The organism is Arthrobacter sp. NPDC056886, assembly GCF_042788715.1.
In the GTDB taxonomy this organism is placed as follows: domain Bacteria; phylum Actinomycetota; class Actinomycetes; order Actinomycetales; family Micrococcaceae; genus Arthrobacter.
In genome coordinates, this window is the sequence record NZ_JBHUBT010000002.1 from 305,616 (window position 1) to 322,380 (window position 16,765).

Consider the following 16,765-nt stretch of genomic DNA (forward strand, 5'->3'; position numbering starts at 1 on the left):
GCCGCGACGGGAGGTATCGGCGCAGGCCAAGGGCCGACCAGGTGCCCCAGCACGGATTCCGGGACGCGACAGTCAAGGCCTCGTTCAGGGACATTGTGACCGGGGTAACTTGCCACGGGCCGCTGACGTGAAAGAATAATTTCACAGTATCGCCGGCGGCTTCGGCCGGCCGGCAGTATCCATCTTCTTCTGGAGGCCCCTTTGCCCGGTATGAACCTGACCCGCGCCGAAGCCCGCGAGCGCGCCGCCCTGATCGACGTCGACTCCTACGACGTCAGCCTTGACCTGACGCGCGGCGAGAAAGTGTTCGGCTCCACCACCGCCGTGAAGTTCAGGGCCAAGCCGGGGTCTTCGACCTTCATCGACGCCGTGACCCACGCCGTGCACAGCGTGACCCTCAACGGCCGCGAACTGGACCCGGCCGAGGTCTCCGACGGCGTCCGGATCCAGCTCCCGGACCTGGCGGCCGAGAACCACCTGCTGGTGGTGGCCGACGCGCCCTACATGAACACCGGCGAAGGCCTGCACCGCTTCGTGGATCCGGTGGACAACGAGGTCTACCTGTACACCCAGTTCGAGGTCCCGGACTCGCGGCGCATGTTCGCCGTCTTCGAACAGCCCGACCTCAAAGCCAGCTTCACGTTCACCGTCACCGCCCCCTCGCACTGGGACCTCGTCTCCAACTCCCCCACCCCGGTACCCGTGGAGACCATCCCCGGCGAGGACGGGGGCGCCCGCTCCGTCTGGGAGTTCACGCCCACTCCGCGGCTCTCCTCCTATGTCACCGCCCTGATCGCCGGGCCGTACCAGTCGGTCCGCAGCGAGGTCACCTCAGCGGAGGGCCGCGTCACTCCCCTGGGCATCTTCGCCCGCAAATCGCTCATGCAGTACCTCGATGCCGAAAACATCTTCGCGCTCACCCGGCAGGGCTTCGAATTCTTCGAGGCCCAGTTCGGCTGCCCGTACCCGTTCGAGAAGTACGACCAGCTCTTCGTGCCGGAGTTCAACGCCGGTGCCATGGAAAACGCCGGTGCGGTCACCATCTTGGAAGGCTACGTCTTCCGCGGCAAGGTCACCGATGCCCAGGTGGAACGCCGGGCCATCACCGTCCTGCACGAGCTCGCGCACATGTGGTTCGGTGACCTCGTGACGATGCGCTGGTGGAACGACCTCTGGCTTAACGAGTCCTTCGCCGAATACATGTCCCACCTCGCCGCCGTGGAGAACACCGAGTTCGACCACGCCTGGACCACATTCGCCTCCGTGGAAAAGTCCTGGGCCTACCGGCAGGACCAGCTGCCCACCACCCACCCGATTTTCGCCGAGATCAACGACCTCCAGGACGTCGAGGTGAACTTCGACGGCATCACGTACGCCAAGGGCGCCTCGGTGCTGCGCCAGCTCGTCGCCTGGGTGGGCCCGGAGGAATTCATGTCCGGGGTACGCGAGTACTTCAGCAAGCACGCCTGGCAGAATACCGAGCTCAGCGACCTCATGGCCGAACTCGAGAAGGCCAGCGGCCGCGACCTCGAAAAGTGGGGGCAGCTCTGGCTGGAGACGGCCGGCGTCAACACCCTGACGCCGGAGATCTCGGCGGAAGCGGACGGCACCATCGGCTCCTTCACCATCGTGCAGTCCGCGGTCGAGAGCGAGCCGACGCTGCGGCCGCACCGCCTCGCCGTCGGCTTCTACAACCTCAACGGCGCCGGCAAGCTGGAGCGCGTGCACCGCGTGGAGCTCGACGTCGACGGCGAGCGCACCGACGTTCCGGCCCTGGCCGGCCTGGCCCAGCCGGACCTGATCCTGCTCAACGACGACGACCTCGCCTATGCCAAGGTCCGGCTGGATCCGAAGTCCCTCGCCACTGCGACGGCCCACCTGAAGGACTTCAGCCAGAGCCTCCCCCGCACCCTCGTCTGGGGCTCGGCCTGGGATGCGGCGCGCGACGGCGAATCCCCGGCCCGCGGGTACGTGGACCTGATCCTGGCCAACATCGCCGAGGAATCCGATTCCTCCGTGATCCTGGTCCAGCTCCGGCAGTTGGCCACCACACTGACCTTCTACGTGGCCGAGGAACACAAGGAGGCCACCGCCGTGGCCGCGACCGATCGGCTTTGGGATCTCGCCTCGGCCGTGCCGGCCGGCTCGGACGCCCAGCTGCAGTTCGTGAAGTCCTACGCCCTGCTGGCCCGCAGCGCCGGGCAGCTGGACACGGTGTCCGGTCTGCTGGACGGCTCCCTCACTCTCGACGGGCTGAGTGTGGACCAGGACCTGCGGTGGGAGCTGCTGGCGTCCCTCGTGGCAGGCGGCCGCGCCGGGCAGGAGCGGATCGACGAGGAACTGGCGCACGACAACACCTCCAACGGCCAGAACGCGGCCGCCCTGGCCAAGGCCGCCATCCCCACTCCGGAAGCCAAGGCCGAAGCCTGGGAATCGATTGTGGTCAAGGGCGATCTCTCCAACGCCCTGCAGGGCTCCGCGGTGGCCGGTTTCACCCGGGTCCTGGACACGTCCCTGCTGAAGCCGTACGCCGAGAAGTACTTCGAGGCCGTCCCGGGCATCATGGCCAACCGCACCCACGCGCTGGCCTCGCAGATCGTCGTCGGGCTCTACCCGGCCCAGCTGACCACGCAGGCAACCGTGGACCGCACCGATGAGTTCCTGGCCTCGCTGCCGGAGGACAGCTCGGCGCTGCGCCGGATGATGCTGGAGAACCGCGACGGCGTGGAACGCTCCCTGCGGGCCCGCCAGGCCGACGTCGGCTAGGAAAGTCACCCCTGCCCCCGGCAATCTTGGAACCCCGGCGCCGCCCCTGTGCGGCGCCGGGGTTCCGCCGTTCTAGGCTGGTGTCATGAGCCTTGATGAACACCGCTACGCACTGACTGTCCGCTGGACCGGGAACCTCGGGGCCGGGACGTCCACGTACCGCGGTTACTCACGCGACCACGACGTCGAGATCCCCGGGCTGCCGGTGTTGCGCGGCTCCGCCGATCCAACCTTCCACGGGGACCGGGAGCGCTACAACCCCGAACAGCTGCTCCTGGCCGCGCTCTCACAGTGCCACATGCTCTCCTTCCTGCACGTGGCCGTAAAGCACGGCGTGGTGGTGACGGCCTATGAGGACCGCGCCGAGGGCCTGATGCGGACCAACCGGGACGGCAGCGGGCAATTCGAATCCGTCACCCTGAAGCCCACGGTGACCGTGGCCGAACCGGCGGCCCCGGATCTCCTGGAGGAGCTCCACGTCGAGGCCAACAAGGTCTGTTTCATCGCCCGCAGCGTCAACTTCCCGGTACTGCACCAGCCCACGGCCGTGGTGGAGGGCCAGCCGGACTGAACACGTTCCGCCGGCAAGGTCTGCGGGTACCGTCAGCCGGGCCCGGCTGAGGCCCCTGCCCTGTACGCGGCCACGATCCGGCGTTCCGTCTCCGGGCTCATCCCGGCTTTGCGTTCGCGCCCGAGCCCGCGGCGGCGTTCGTCCTCCAGCGTGTCCCGCAGGGTGTCCATCCAGGGACGGATGTGGAGTCCGGCCGCCCGGGCAGCGTCATTGCTGCGGGCCGCGAAGCCCTCGTGGCCTGGCGGCAGCCACAGCGGCAGCGAGTCCGGACCGGCCCAGTAGTTCGCGCCGTGGGACGCCAGCCAGTCCCCTGGGGCAACAACCGCCTCCGAGTCGGCGTCGGCGAGCTGACGCGATTCCTCCAGATAGGCGGCGAAGGGGACCGGCTCGCCGACGGCGTTCAGCGCCCCGATTGTGCCGTTTTCGGCGGCGGTGAGGACCCAGGACGCGAGATCGCGGACGTCGATGATCTGGGTGGCGTCGGCGGGGATGTCCGGGACCAGGACGGGATCATCGTCCCGGGCAAAACGGGCCGGCCAGTACCCGTAACGGTCGGAACCGTCCCCCGGTCCGCCGATCAGGCCGGCGCGGCAGAGGTGCACCTTGTCCCCTGCCAGTTCCCGGGTCCAGGACTCGATCGCGGACTTGGCTTCGCCGTAGTTGTCCATGCTCAGTTCGGTGCCGGGAGCCAGCGGCGGGAGCAGCTGGGCGTCTTCGGCGGCGCCGGCCACGGAATGGTCCGCATAGACCGAGCAGCTGGAGACGAAGGTCCAGTGCCGGGCCGAGCCGGTCAGCGACTCGAGGGCCTCCCGCGCCTGGTCAGGGTCCCGCGAAACGTCGACGACGGCGTCCCACCGGCCGTTGCCGGCGGCCCTCTCGTAGGCGGCCTTCCCCTGCGCGCGGTCCTCGCGCAGCCAGGTGGCGCCGTCGGGTGGTGCCGAGGCCGTGCCGCGGGCCAGACAGGTGACGTCGTGGCCGGCGGCGAGGGCCTGCCGGGCTATTTCGGCTGAGAGGAAGGCGGTGCCGCCAAGGACCAGGATGCGCATGGGGCCACGCTACGGCGCTAATGTTGAAGTAGACCAGAGTGTTATGCGCCCGGCGAACGCCGGCCGCCTATCCGGATGCCCGGCCCTGCTGCCTGCATCCGGGGACGAAGCAACAAGGAGTTTTCCCCCACCGATGATCAGCCTGACCACCATCGAACCAATCACCGCTCAAGAAATCGCCGCCGTCAATCTGCCGGGCGCCCTGATAGCCCTGGGGATCGGCGTCGCCGTGTGGCTGCTGGCGTCCTTCGTGATCGCCGGAATCACCAAGCGTGTCGCCGAGGGCAGCACATTCTTCAAGAAGCGGCATTTCCGCTGGGTGTCCCCCGCTCTGCGGGCACTGGACCACGAGCGCCGGGTCCAGCGGGCCCACACCATTGGCGCACTGCTCAATAGTGTTGTGGGCGTGCTGGTGGCCGTCCTCACCATCGTGTACGTGCTCAAATACCTGAACGTGGACATTGCACCGCTGCTGACCAGCGTCGGTATCCTCGGTATCGCCATCGGCTTCGGCGCCCAGCAGCTGATCCGTGACTTCCTGGCCGGCATCTTCATCACACTCGAGGACCAGTACGGGATCGGCGATGTCATCGAAACGTCCGAGGTGGTGGGCACGGTGGAGGCCATGAACCTGCGGATCACGCGCGTCCGCGCGGACGACGGCACTATCTGGTACCTGCGCAACGGCGAAATCCTGCGCGTGGGCAACCGTTCCCAGGGCAATTACATCGCACCGTCTGCCCCGCCGGCCGCAGAGGCCGATTCCACCTCTCAGCAGCAGGCCGGAGAATAGAGCCATGACCATTCCCAGCGCCGGCGAACCCAGCCAGCCCAGGCAACTGCTGCAAAACGATCCGTTCAGCCAGCCCGGCTACACGGACAACTTCTATGACGCGGTGGGTGGCCACGGGACCTTTGTGAAACTCATCGACGTCTTCTACGACGGCGTCGCGACCGATCCGCTGCTGCGCGCCATGTACCCGGAAGAGGACCTCGGCCCGGCCAAGCGGCGCTTCCTGATGTTCCTGGAGCAGTATTGGGGCGGGCCCACGACGTACGGCGAGGAGCGCGGGCACCCGCGGCTGCGGATGCGCCACATGCCGTTCCGGGTGACGCCGGAGGCCAAGGAACGCTGGCTGTTCCACATGCGCGCCGCGGTGGATGCCCTGGAGCTGCCGCCGCTGTACGAGGGAACGCTCTGGGACTATATGGAGCGGGCGGCCCTGTCCATGGTGAACAGCCCGTCCGAGGCCTGAGCGCTGACGATGCCTCGAGCTGAAGCTTCCTAGAGCCCGGTGCCGGTCCGGACCAGCACGTGGCCGCGGGTTCCGCTGAGCCGGAACCAGCGCCCGGCCCGGTAGAGCCGCTGTTCGCCGTCGGCCAGGAAGCCTAAAGTCAGCGCGGCGAACGCGGCGCCGGCCGGCAGTCCGCCGGCGTCGGGCAGTTCCCGGCCCCAGACCGTGGCCCGGGCGTTGTTGACGATCAGTGCCCCCGGCTTGTCCGGGATGATCGCGGCGATCTCCCTGATGCCGGCCTCGGCGGCGGCCCGCAGTTTGCTGTCCTGGACGGTGCCGAGCAATTCCCAGCCAGCCCGCGGCGCCCCGATCCCGGCCCACGACTCGCTGACGGTCACCGGCGGGACGGGAAGTTCGACGTCGTGCTCCCCCGCCCGTGCCAAACGGTCCAGCACAGCGGAGAGCGGCACTGTGACATCAGTCTCCGCCGGCTGCGCCAGCGCCATGGTCCGCAGGCCCAGGATGGTGGGGGTGGATTCGCCCAGGAGCCGGGGCCGCAGCACGCAGACGTAGGCGGCCAGGACCGGACCCGCGGCTTGGAGCCGGATGGCGCCGTCGTCAATGGACTTGGCGCGGGTGGCGAAGGTGCGCAGGTCATCGAGATCGCGGGGATCGGAGAACTGCAGGGGCTGGGTTAGGACATCAGACACACTACCGACTTTACCGGCTGTGCTTCTTTGGAGCGCCGCCGCCTGCCGTCTAGAGTCAGACCATGACTGAAGCCGAAGCCGGACTGCTGGGGCTCCCGACCCAGGACCCCACCTCCTCGCTCATCCAGCTCCTCAACCTCGGCGAGCTCGAGGGCGCGCGGACGGACGAGGACATCTTCATGGGTCCCTCCCAGCAGCAGCCCCGGCAGCGCGTCTTCGGCGGCCAGGTGCTGGCGCAGTCCCTGATCGCCGGCAGCCGCACCGTTGACCCGGACCGCAGCGTGCACTCGATGCACGGCTACTTCCTCCGCCCGGGGGACGCCAACAAGCCGATCACCTTCGGCGTGCAGCGCCTGCGCGACGGCCGGTCCTTCTCGGCCCGCCGCGTCCACGCGTACCAGGAGGGTATGCCCATCCTGTCGATGATCGCGTCCTTCCAGGCCGAGGACGAGGGGATCGAGCACCAGTCCGAGATGCCCGCCGGGATCCCGGACCCCGAATCGCTGCCCAGCACGGCCGATCTGCTGGGCAAGTTCGATCACCCCGTTGCCCGGCACTGGGCCTACGAGCGGCCGTTCGACATCCGCCACGTCGATCCGGCGCTGTATGTCTCGGCCAAGGGGCCCAAGGAGGCACGCAACGCCGTCTGGATGAAGACCTTCGGTCCCATGCCCGACGACGCCGGCCTGCACCGGGCCGCCCTGGCCTACGCCAGCGACTACACCCTGCTGGAATCCATCCTCCGCCGGCACGGGATGAGCTGGATTACGCCGGGGATGTCCGTGGCGAGCCTGGACCACGCGATGTGGTGGCACCGGCCGGTCAGGGTGGACGAATGGCTCCTGTATGTCCAGGAGTCCCCCAGCGCCCAGGGTGCGCGGGGCCTCGCCACCGGCAAGATCTTCAGCCGGGACGGCCGGCATGTGGCGACGGTGGCCCAGGAAGGCATGGTCCGCGTCCCGACCGACTTCCAGAACACAGTGACGGACGCCGTGCAGGCCGCCGTCTAGAAGGGAGTGCTGCAGCACCAGATGCCCACGGCCGAGCGCAGCTAGCCCGCCCGTCCGCCGGCTGGTACGAAGACTCCCAAGGCACACAAAAGCCGGCTCCCCACGCTGAACTGCAGCGCGGGGAGCCGGCTTTTTCGTGGCGTTGTAAGCCTTGCGGGCTTAGTCGCGGGTGAGGCGGCGGTGCGTGACGCGGTGCGGCTTGGCCGCGTCCGGGCCCAGTCGCTCCACCTTGTTCTCCTCGTAGGACTCGAAGTTGCCCTCGAACCAGTACCACTTGGACGGGTTCTCCTCGTCGCCTTCGTAGGCCAGGATGTGGGTGGCCACCCGGTCCAGGAACCAGCGGTCGTGCGAGACCACGACGGCGCAGCCCGGGAATTCAAGCAGGGCGTTTTCGAGGCTGCTGAGGGTTTCGACGTCGAGGTCGTTGGTCGGTTCGTCGAGCAGCAACAGGTTGCCACCCTGTTTGAGGGTCAGCGCCAGGTTGAGCCGGTTGCGCTCACCACCGGAAAGCACCCCGGCCTTCTTCTGCTGGTCCGGGCCTTTGAAGCCGAAGGCGGCCACGTAGGCGCGGGACGGCATTTCGACGTGGCCGACCTGGATGTAGTCGAGGCCGTCGGACACGACTTCCCAGAGGGTCTTGTTCGGGTCAATGCCGCCGCGGCTCTGGTCGGCGTAGGAGATCTTGACGGAATCGCCGATCTTCAATTCGCCGCCGTCGAGCGGTTCCAGGCCCACGATGGTCTTGAAGAGCGTGGACTTGCCGACGCCGTTGGGGCCGATGACGCCGACGATGCCGTTGCGGGGCAGGGTGAAGGACAGGCCGTCGATCAGGGTGCGGTCATCGAAGCCCTTCTGGAGATCCTTGGCCTCCAGCACGAGCCCGCCGAGGCGCGGTCCCGGCGGGATCTGGATTTCTTCGAAGTCGAGCTTGCGGGTACGGTCCGCCTCGGCGGCCATTTCCTCGTAGCGGGCCAGACGGGCCTTGGACTTGGTCTGTCGTCCCTTGGCGTTGGACCGGACCCATTCGAGTTCCTCGGTCAGGCGCTTGGCCTGCTTGGCGTCCTTCTTGCCCTGGACTTCCAGGCGGGCGCGCTTCTTCTCCAAGTACGTGGAGTAGTTGCCCTCGTACGGGTAGAGGTGGCCGCGGTCCACTTCGGCGATCCACTCGGCCACGTGGTCAAGGAAGTAACGGTCGTGGGTCACGGCCAGGACGGCGCCGGAGTAGTTGGAAAGGTGCTGTTCGAGCCACAGCACGCTCTCGGCGTCGAGGTGGTTGGTGGGCTCGTCGAGCAGGAGCAGGTCCGGCTTCTGCAGCAGGAGCTTGCACAATGCGACGCGGCGGCGCTCACCACCGGAGAGCAGGGTGACATCGGCATCGGCGGGCGGGCAGCGCAGTGCGTCCATGGCTTGTTCGAGCTGGGAATCGATATCCCAGGCGTCAGCTGCGTCGATCGCTTCCTGCAGCTGTCCCATCTCCTCGAGGAGGGCATCGTAGTCAGCGTCCGGGCTGGCCATTTCCTCGGAGATCTCGTTGAAGCGCAGGATCTTGCCGTAGATTTCGCCGACGCCTTCCTGGACGTTGCCCAGGACGGTCTTGTCCTCGTTCAGCGGCGGCTCCTGCAGCAGGATGCCCACCGTGTAGCCGGGGCTGAGCCGGGCCTCACCGTTAGAGGGAGTGTCCAGGCCTGCCATGATCTTCAGAATGGTGGACTTACCGGCACCATTCGGGCCGACAACGCCAATCTTGGCCCCCGGGAAGAAGGACATGCTTACGTCATCAAGGATGAGTTTTTCGCCGACAGCCTTACGGGCCTTGGTCATTGTGTAGATAAATTCCGCCATGCCTACAAATCTAGTGGTTCGGCCGGGATAACTCACATTCCGTAAGCCGTGATGCGCCCCTGATGCGTCCGTGGACTGGCCGGTTGCCAGCTCCCGCCGCCGCCCTCGCCTGTGCACTCACCCCTGCCCCTGCTCTCGGCGGCCCCGGTTACACCCGCGGGCGCGCCCGGCCATGGACGGTTCGGTTCAGTGCTGGACGCCCGCGAGGCAGCGGCCCGAGGCCAAGATCGGCAGCACGCTGACAGCGACGCTGCCGTTACGGATCTGGGCAACGATGCAACTGCTGGCGTCGCGCACGCCGGCCTCGACGGCGTCGGCAGCCAGGCCGGTGGGCGTCCGGCCGGCGGTGACTTCCACGTCGCCGGCCGGAATCCCGGCCTTGACCAAAGTCGCGCGGATGCCCGCTGTTTGGGGCTGGCCGCCGCCGCGGACGGCAGTGTTCAAGACCGACTCGACCTTGGATTTCCTGTCGGATCCTGATGTCCCGGCTCCGCCGGCGCAGCCGACGCCGTGGACGCAGCCGACGCCGTGGACGCAGCCGAAGGCGTGCCTTCAGGATGCCCGGCTCCAGGGCCCCCGGCTCCGCTGCCGCCGGCCGGCGTCGCACAAGCGGAGGCATTGGGCAATAACACGAGCAGGGGCAGGAGCACGCGTAGGAGGGGCACCACGGTTGCAGCTCCCGAAACTTCCCTGCCGCCGCGGAGGCGTGTGGCGCCGCCCGCGGCGATAGTAGCCGCCCCCAGTCCCGCAGCGGCGGCCGCCGCGGGTCCTTCGGCGATCCGGGCGTGTTGCATCCGGCCATTCTGCCACGCTGTGGTGCCCCGATCCGGCGTCCTCGGCATGGTTCGCCGCCTCCAGGATTCAGGCTGCGGCCCCTTTCAGTTCGCCGGTTTCCTGGTCCACCTCCTCTTCCTCGCCACTCGCGCCATTGATGAAGGTCGCATGGCGGTCGGCGTCGTCGTCCGCGCCAGCATCACCGTCTGTGTCCCCGGCTGTGTCCCCTGGCTGGGTCTGGGGTCCGGTGGCGTCGCCGTCCCCACTACCGAGTGCACCAGGTGCACCGGAGCCGGCGGCCGCCTGGATTCCCGTTCCGGATGAGCGGATGAAGTTGGCAGTGCCCCACATGAGGTCGTGGCCGACTGATTCCGCATTGATTTCGGCGTCGTGGTAGACCCTGCCGTCCTTTTCCCAGCTGCGCATCTTCAGCCGGCCAACCACGATGACCCGCTGGCCCTTCTTGATGCTGCAGCCGATGTTGCCGGCGAGTTGCCGGTACCCCTGGACAGTGAACCAGTTGGTGTTGCCGTCCACCCAGGTGCTGGAACCGCGGTCGTAGCGGCGCTCGGTGGCGCCGAACCGGAACGACGCCGTGGCCACGCCACCGGGGGTGGTCGCGCTTCTAATCTCCGAGGCGACGAAGCCACGGACCGTAATGTTGTCACTCATTCTCATGTCCTGTCTCGAATTGTCGTGCCCAGCCGGGCAGTTCCAGCTTCCCGCCGCGGGCCGACGCCGGGGAGGGCCCGGCTGTGCCATGTGGAAAACTTCCTGCGGTTGCGATGGCAGCCCTGTTGGGAAGTGGTGCGGGCCGCATGGCCGGCGACCGGCCGAGGTTGACCCCCACCGGCCGTCCGGCACTGTAAACTTTTTGAGGCGTCCCCCGGCAGCGGCCGGTGGGTGCCATCGTGCCCCAGTAGCTCAGGGGATAGAGCAGCGGCCTTCTAATCCGCCGGTCGGGGGTTCGATTCCCTCCTGGGGCACAAAAGAGCGGCTCTGACCTGCGACAACGCAAGGTCAGAGCCGCTGCCTATTTCATCTCTTGTTTCAACCAGAGCGTCAGATCCACTTGTTGTGTTTGAACGTCAGGAACAGGATCCCGCCCATGCCGATCATCAGCGCGAGTGCCATCGGATAGCCGAAGATCCAGTCGAGTTCGGGCATGTCGCGGAAGTTCATGCCGTAGATCGACGCGATCAACGTCGGCGCGAACAGGATGGCAGCCCACGACGAAATTCGCTTGACCTGCTCGTTTTGGGCGAAGCTCGACTCCGTCAGGAGCCGCATTTCGTCGTTCTGCCGCTGGGCAACGAGGGCTGCGTTGACGGCCAGGGCGTTTTGCAGCAGCGCCCGGAAGGCAGACACCCGCTCCCCCAGTCGGATGGCGTGGTCCAGGACGTCGCGGAAATGGTCCTGCAGTTCGGGGTCCGGCACCCCGTCCGGCCCGGTGCCCATAAGGCTCTGCAGGATTCCGGCAAGCGGGGCCGTGGCACGCTGGAACGTGATGACCTGGCGGGAGAGCTCGTAGATCCTGCGCGACACGCCGGGATCGGCGGCGAACAGGTCATCTTCGATTTCATCGATGTCGTTTTCCAGCCCCGCGGCAACCGGCTCGTACTCGTCCACCACCTGGTCCAGAATCGCGTACAAAACCGCATCCGGACCGAGCGCCAGGAACTCCGGCTCGGACTCCATGCGTCGGCGCACCCGGGCCAGATCGGGAGACTCTGCCCGGCGGACGGTCACCACAAAGTCCGGGCCGGCGAACACATGGATCTCGCCGAACTCGACCTTCTCCACTTCGTCCAAATAGCGGGCGGGCCGCAGCACCAGGAACAATGTCTCGCCATAGTGTTCCAGCTTGGCCCGCTGGTGGCCGGCGAGCGCGTCCTCCACCGCCAGGTGGCTGAGGTCGAATTCCTCGGCCACCGAGCGCAGCTCCTCAGGTTCCGGCCGGTAGAGCCCGATCCAGGCCATGCCCTGGCGCTGCCGCAGGAGAAAATAGGTCTCCTCGAGGCCTTCCGGGTCGGCGGTCCGGTGACCGTCCACGTAGACGGCGTTGTCAATAATGGTCACGGCCGCGCCTCCTCTTCAAGGCAATCCCTTGGCTGTGACGTTATACCGTGCCCGGGCCGGTGCCAACAGCCCGTCCTGGCCCACAACGGCCTGCGGGTTTGCCGGGAAGAAGGCCGCCCGACAGCGCTCTCCCGGGCCTGGGCAGACTAAGTTTCCGGCATGGGTGGTCCGCCCGAACCGCGCGCCCAACTGCCCGGACACGCAAAAGCCATCAGCACGCTTAGTATTGAGTTGACCGGCAGACCGCCAGAGAAAGTCTGTGCGCCCTGCCCGCAATCGAAAGGCACGGCCGCTATGACCGAAACACCCCGCAGCTTCGACCCTAACCATCCCGACGAAGTCCGGACCACCCAGTCCCCGGGAGCCGCTGACACCACGTCCGGGACCGGTCCCGGGACCTCCGAGGTCGAAACATCCCGTTCAGGGGTGCCCGCGGCTCGCGCTGAAACTTCCCGTGCAGAGCCACCCGCGGCACCGGCCCCCGCCCCGGAAGCCCGCCAGGTCACCCGCGCGGGAATGGTCTGGGCCGCGGTTGCCTGCGCGCTGGTGGTGCTGATCCTGCTCATCGCCTTCATCCTGCAGAACCAGGAATATGTGCAGGTGAAGTTCTTTGGCCTCGAAGGGTCGGTCCCGCTCGGCATGGCATTGTTTATCGCGGCCGTCGGCGGCGGCGTGCTGGTGGCCATCGCCGGAGCCGCCCGCATCATCCAACTGCGGCTCGCCGCACACCGTGTCCGCCGACAGGCCAGCGGCACGCGCTAGGCCGCCAGGCGCTACCCTCTTTCCATGGGCGAAGCAGAATCCTGGAACCAGGCCGGCATTGCCACCGCCGCGGCGGACTGGCCCGACGTCGAGCGCCTTTTCGGCGTCCGCGGCGAACCCTCACGCTGCTGGTGCCGGTTCTTCGCTTTGACCGGCAGCGAGTGGTCCGCGTCCACGCCTAAGGAGCGCAAAAGCCAGTTGCGGGACAAGTTCGACGCCGGCCAGCCGGCGCCCGGGGTCCTGGCCTTCCGCGACGGGAATGCCGTGGGCTGGTGCGCCGTCGAGCCCCGCGGATGCTATCCGAGGATCCTGCGCTCGAAAGTTCTGACGTCCGCCCCTGACGTGGTCCGGGACCCTGACGGCAACCAGGTGTGGTCGGTCAGTTGTTTCGTCGTCTCGGCCGGCCAGCGCCGGACCGGTGTGGCGGGTGCGCTGCTTGCCGCCGCCGTCGATCACGCCTTCGCCCACGGCGCCACGGTGGTGGAGGGCTATCCAGTCGATCCCGCGCAACGGCCCAAGGCGGGCCCGGCAGACCTCTATCACGGCACGTTGGGGCTCTTTCTGGCGGCTGGTTTCACGGTGGTCAGCGACGCGGTGCCGGGGCGCGCCGTCGTCCGCCTGACATCACTGCCCCCGGCCGGCGCCCACCGTGTGCCCTAAGGCAGCGTCAGGATCACGGGCCCGTCCGCGGTGATGGCCACGGTGTGCTCGCTGTGCGCGGCGCGGCGACCGTTCGCGGAACGGAGGGTCCATTCGTCGTCGTCATGGTAGTAATCGTCCTTGCGGCCGAGAATCAGCATCGGCTCGATCGCGATGACCAGGCCCTCGGTCAGTTTGATGCCACGGCCGGGGCGTCCGTCGTTGGGCACGTGCGGCTCGGCGTGCATGGTCCGGCCGATCCCGTGGCCGCCGTGATCGGCAAGCAGCCCGTACCCTGCCCGGCGCGCCGCCCCGCCGATCGCGTAGGCAAGGTCCCCCATCTTGTTCCCGATCCTTGCCGCGTCGATCCCGCGGGCCAGGGCAGCGTCCGTGGCCTCGATGAGGGCTTGGTCCACCGGGTCCGCGGTCCCCACAATGAAGCTCGCGGCGGCATCGCCGCACCAGCCCTCCAGGAACGCCCCGCAGTCCACGCTCAGCAGGTCCCCGTCCTGCAGCCGGTACTCGTTGGGGATGCCGTGCACGACGGCGTCGTTGACGGACGTGCAGATGACCCCGGGAAACGGCACTGAGGCCCACCGCGGCCGGTAGTTCAGGAACGCCGGCGTGGCGCCGGCGCCGGCGATGGACGCCGCGGCGACGTCGTCCAGTTCCTTGAGCGAGACGCCCACGGCGGCGGCCTCCCGGACCCGCCCCAGCGTGTTGGCGACCACCCGACCCGCCTCGCGCATCAGAGCGATCTCTTCAGGACTCTTGATCATGGACATGGGTTTCCTTCCGACGCGGAGCCGCGGCTTGCTGGGTTCAACTCTAAAGCCCGCCGCGGGATGTCTACAGTGGCCGTATGGTCACCACTGAAGGCACCACTGAACTGATTGACGCGATCCGCGGCCGGCTGCAGGCGGCCGCCGATCCGGGCCGCGCCGCGGGGGCGCAGGCCTACATGAAATCGCAGATGCCCTCCCTGGGCGTGCGGGTTCCCGAGGTCCGCGGAATCGTCAAGGCCGCGGCCGCGGCCCACCCGCCGGGCAGCCTGGCGGATCTGCAGTCCACGGTGCTCGCGCTGTGGCGGAGTGCCAGTTTCCGCGACGAACGCTATGCCGCGATCGAGCTCACGGGGCTCAAACTCGCCGCCGGGGAGCTCAGCATGCTGGCACTCTACGAGGAAATCATCCGCACCGGAGCCTGGTGGGACCTGGTGGACGGAGTGGCGCACCGGCTGGGCGCCCTCTTGCAGGCACACCGGGCAGAACTGACGCCGGTGCTGGGGCGCTGGAGCAGGGACGACGACTTCTGGGTCCGGCGGGCCGCCATCACGGCGCAATTGGGGGCCAAGGCCGCCACTGACACGGCTCTCCTGGCAGCCGTGATCGAGGCCAACCTCCATGATCCGGAGTTCTTCATCCGCAAGGCGATCGGGTGGGCGCTGCGCCAATATGCCAGGACGGATCCGGCCTGGGTGCGGGCGTTCGTGCAGCGGCACTGGGACGACCTCAGTCCGCTCTCCCGCAAGGAGGCGCTCAGAAATCTGGCGGCCTAGCCAGAATCAGCGCTAGATGATCGGCCGCGTGGTGACCGGCTCGTCCGACTTGCTGAACAGCAGCTTGGTCTTCGGGTCCAGGAAGATCAGGTACAGGGCAAACAGCAGGGCGATGATCGCCGCGGCGTTGCGGGCCAGCGCCAGGGCAAGGCCCAGGTCCGCGGTCTGCAGGTACGGGAAGACGTCCAGCTGGTCCGAGATGGCGTACACCATGAAGAAGGACACGATGAAGTAGAGCGCCTTGACCTGCCAGTCATCGCGGATGCCGGTGACGGCAAAGAGCGGGATGAGCCAGACGATGTACCAGGACTGGATCATCGGGGACAGGAGCACGACGGCGGCGAACGCCAGGGTCAGCCGGCGCATCAGGCGGTCGTAGTCACCGCGGAAGATCTGCCAGGCGACGATCCCGACGGCGAGCAGCTTGCCGGCGTCGAACGCCCACTTGGCCAGTCCCCAGCCGTCGAGCCCGAAGGTGTTGGCGATGGACGCCACGATCAGGCCCATCAGGCCAACGGGCGCGTACCAGATCCAGATGCTGCCCGGGGCGGACAGCCCGTTGATCCAGCCGAAGCCGAAGCCATTGACCCGGCTCATGAGATACAGCAGGGCCAGGCTGATGCCGGCCGTGAGGGCCCAGAAGACGAACTTGCGCGGCCAGCTGGCGCCCTTGCCCGCCCAAAGCAGGCCGATGAACGGCAGGAACACCACCGTGATCGGCTTGACGGAGATGGACAGCGTAACCAGCACGATCCCGAGGATGACCCGGCGGGTGGCGCAGTAATAGAGGCCGGCCAGGGCAAGACCGATCATGAGGGAGTCGTTGTGGACGCTGGCGATGAAGTTGGTGAGGAACAGCGGGTTGGCTGCCGTCAGCCACAGGGCCCGGTTCGGGTTCACGCCGTGCAGTTCGGCCAGTTTCGGCACATAGATCACGCACAAGACGACGCCCACCAGTGCGGCCACCCGGAACAGCATGATGCTGCCTTCGGGGTGCACGTTGGTGGCCCAGACCACGAACTGTTCGATCCACAAGAACAGCTGGCCGTACGGGACGGGGGCCTCGGTCCACATCCTGTCGGCGCCCAGCTGGAAGTAGTTGGACAACGCCGAAATGCCGTTTTCATAGGGGTTGAAGCCCTCCACCATGAGCCGACCCTGGCCGATGTAGGCGTAGACGTCGCGGCTGAACAGCGGCACGGAGAACATCAGGGGCAGGCCCCAGGCCGCCGTCGCCTGGAGCGTGGCCTTGCGGGCGCCGGCTCCCCAGACCCGGACCCGCTGGCCGAGCCGCAGCCAGGCGCGGACCAGCAGCATGCCGCCGAAGGCCAGCAGGACGATGGACAGGGCGACGCCCAGGGGCTCGGTGCGCATCCAGATGAACAGCGGTACACGACGAAGCTCGGACGCGGGGGCCAGCCAGCCGACGCCCATCGAACCGATTGTCATGAACAGCGATCCCAGGAACCCGGCAAGGATTGGGGACCGGGGGTTGTCGACGTCGCCTACGGCACCGTCCCCCAGCGGGTTGAGCTCAGCCGGGCTGAGCGCAGACCGGCCGGACGCAGAGGGGCGGGCGGTGGACGTGCGGGACGTACCGGCAGCCGTTTCCCCCGCCGCAGGCACAGGCGCCGTCATGTCAAAATCGTCCAATCTGTTGGGGCCATATTTCCGCCCACAGCCAGCCGCATTGTCCGGCCCGGGGCTCCGCGTTCTCGAAATAAGTTGACGAAATAATTCGACGGCCGCGTATCCGAAATCCTAGCACCGGAC

At 67.6% G+C, this 16,765-nt stretch carries 16 protein-coding genes and 1 tRNA gene; 9 read left to right on the plus strand and 8 right to left on the minus strand.

Annotated features, from left to right (window positions below):
- The first annotated feature begins 210 nt into the window (after positions 1–210).
- Together pepN and ACFRJ8_RS04560 are read left to right on the plus strand one after the other, a co-directional pair.
- Positions 211–2,766: an aminopeptidase N gene (gene pepN, locus ACFRJ8_RS04555; protein WP_377984973.1), complete on the plus strand. Its 2,556-nt coding sequence runs from the start codon at positions 211–213 to the stop codon at positions 2,764–2,766.
- An 85-nt stretch (positions 2,767–2,851) separates the two neighbouring features.
- Positions 2,852–3,337 (plus strand): OsmC family protein, encoded by a 486-nt coding sequence (locus tag ACFRJ8_RS04560; protein ID WP_377984975.1) that lies wholly within the window; start codon positions 2,852–2,854, stop codon positions 3,335–3,337.
- A 32-nt stretch (positions 3,338–3,369) separates the two neighbouring features.
- Here the strand turns inward: ACFRJ8_RS04560 and ACFRJ8_RS04565 are convergent, their stop codons facing one another.
- Positions 3,370–4,383, minus strand: a complete 1,014-nt coding sequence (locus ACFRJ8_RS04565) for an NAD-dependent epimerase/dehydratase family protein (protein ID WP_377984977.1) — start codon at positions 4,381–4,383, stop codon at positions 3,370–3,372.
- A gap of 133 nt (positions 4,384–4,516) precedes the next feature.
- On the opposite strand from ACFRJ8_RS04565, the gene ACFRJ8_RS04570 reads away from it, so the two are divergent.
- Positions 4,517–5,176, plus strand: a complete 660-nt coding sequence (locus tag ACFRJ8_RS04570) for a mechanosensitive ion channel family protein (RefSeq protein WP_377984978.1) — start codon at positions 4,517–4,519, stop codon at positions 5,174–5,176.
- A 4-nt stretch (positions 5,177–5,180) separates the two neighbouring features.
- Positions 5,181–5,639 (plus strand): globin, encoded by a 459-nt coding sequence (locus ACFRJ8_RS04575; RefSeq protein ID WP_377984980.1) that lies wholly within the window; start codon positions 5,181–5,183, stop codon positions 5,637–5,639.
- A gap of 29 nt (positions 5,640–5,668) precedes the next feature.
- On the opposite strand, the gene ACFRJ8_RS04580 is transcribed toward ACFRJ8_RS04575, so the two are convergent.
- Positions 5,669–6,328: a hypothetical protein gene (locus tag ACFRJ8_RS04580; protein ID WP_377984982.1), complete on the minus strand. Its 660-nt coding sequence runs from the start codon at positions 6,326–6,328 to the stop codon at positions 5,669–5,671.
- 62 nt (positions 6,329–6,390) lie between these two features.
- On the opposite strand from ACFRJ8_RS04580, the gene ACFRJ8_RS04585 reads away from it, so the two are divergent.
- A complete protein-coding gene (locus ACFRJ8_RS04585) occupies positions 6,391–7,338 on the plus strand; it encodes an acyl-CoA thioesterase (protein ID WP_377984984.1) in 948 nt (315 codons plus the stop codon).
- Positions 7,339–7,497: 159 nt separating this feature from the next.
- Here the strand turns inward: ACFRJ8_RS04585 and ettA are convergent, their stop codons facing one another.
- The 3 genes from ettA to ACFRJ8_RS04600 all read right to left on the minus strand — a co-directional run bounded on the left by ettA (position 7,498) and on the right by ACFRJ8_RS04600 (position 10,626).
- A complete protein-coding gene (ettA, locus tag ACFRJ8_RS04590) occupies positions 7,498–9,180 on the minus strand; it encodes an energy-dependent translational throttle protein EttA (RefSeq protein ID WP_277525594.1) in 1,683 nt (560 codons plus the stop codon).
- A gap of 186 nt (positions 9,181–9,366) precedes the next feature.
- Positions 9,367–9,624 (minus strand): DUF6993 domain-containing protein, encoded by a 258-nt coding sequence (locus ACFRJ8_RS04595; RefSeq protein WP_377984986.1) that lies wholly within the window; start codon positions 9,622–9,624, stop codon positions 9,367–9,369.
- Positions 9,625–10,041: 417 nt separating this feature from the next.
- A complete protein-coding gene (locus ACFRJ8_RS04600; protein ID WP_377984988.1) occupies positions 10,042–10,626 on the minus strand; it encodes a single-stranded DNA-binding protein in 585 nt (194 codons plus the stop codon).
- 241 nt (positions 10,627–10,867) lie between these two features.
- Here ACFRJ8_RS04600 and ACFRJ8_RS04605 point away from each other — a divergent pair.
- Positions 10,868–10,940: transfer RNA gene (locus ACFRJ8_RS04605), tRNA-Arg, on the plus strand.
- A gap of 76 nt (positions 10,941–11,016) precedes the next feature.
- Here the strand turns inward: ACFRJ8_RS04605 and ACFRJ8_RS04610 are convergent.
- Complete coding sequence (locus ACFRJ8_RS04610) at positions 11,017–12,033, minus strand: magnesium and cobalt transport protein CorA (protein WP_377984990.1); 1,017 nt, start codon at positions 12,031–12,033, stop codon at positions 11,017–11,019.
- Between the two features lie 294 nt (positions 12,034–12,327).
- Here ACFRJ8_RS04610 and ACFRJ8_RS04615 point away from each other — a divergent pair, with 294 nt between their 5' ends.
- Positions 12,328–12,795 (plus strand): lipopolysaccharide assembly LapA domain-containing protein, encoded by a 468-nt coding sequence (locus tag ACFRJ8_RS04615; RefSeq protein ID WP_377984992.1) that lies wholly within the window; start codon positions 12,328–12,330, stop codon positions 12,793–12,795.
- A gap of 24 nt (positions 12,796–12,819) precedes the next feature.
- Positions 12,820–13,455: a GNAT family N-acetyltransferase gene (locus ACFRJ8_RS04620; protein ID WP_377984993.1), complete on the plus strand. Its 636-nt coding sequence runs from the start codon at positions 12,820–12,822 to the stop codon at positions 13,453–13,455.
- On the opposite strand, the gene map is transcribed toward ACFRJ8_RS04620, so the two are convergent.
- On the minus strand, positions 13,452–14,219 hold the full coding sequence (gene map, locus ACFRJ8_RS04625) for a type I methionyl aminopeptidase (protein WP_377984994.1): 768 nt from the start codon (positions 14,217–14,219) through the stop codon (positions 13,452–13,454). The genes ACFRJ8_RS04620 and map overlap by 4 nt on opposite strands.
- A 77-nt stretch (positions 14,220–14,296) precedes the next feature.
- Between map and ACFRJ8_RS04630 the strand changes: the two genes are divergently transcribed.
- Positions 14,297–14,992, plus strand: coding sequence for a DNA alkylation repair protein (locus ACFRJ8_RS04630; protein ID WP_377984995.1), 696 nt, complete (start codon positions 14,297–14,299; stop codon positions 14,990–14,992).
- A gap of 12 nt (positions 14,993–15,004) precedes the next feature.
- Here ACFRJ8_RS04630 and mptB read toward each other — a convergent pair whose 3' ends face one another.
- Positions 15,005–16,630, minus strand: a complete 1,626-nt coding sequence (mptB, locus tag ACFRJ8_RS04635; protein ID WP_377984996.1) for a polyprenol phosphomannose-dependent alpha 1,6 mannosyltransferase MptB — start codon at positions 16,628–16,630, stop codon at positions 15,005–15,007.
- Positions 16,631–16,765 lie beyond the last annotated feature (135 nt).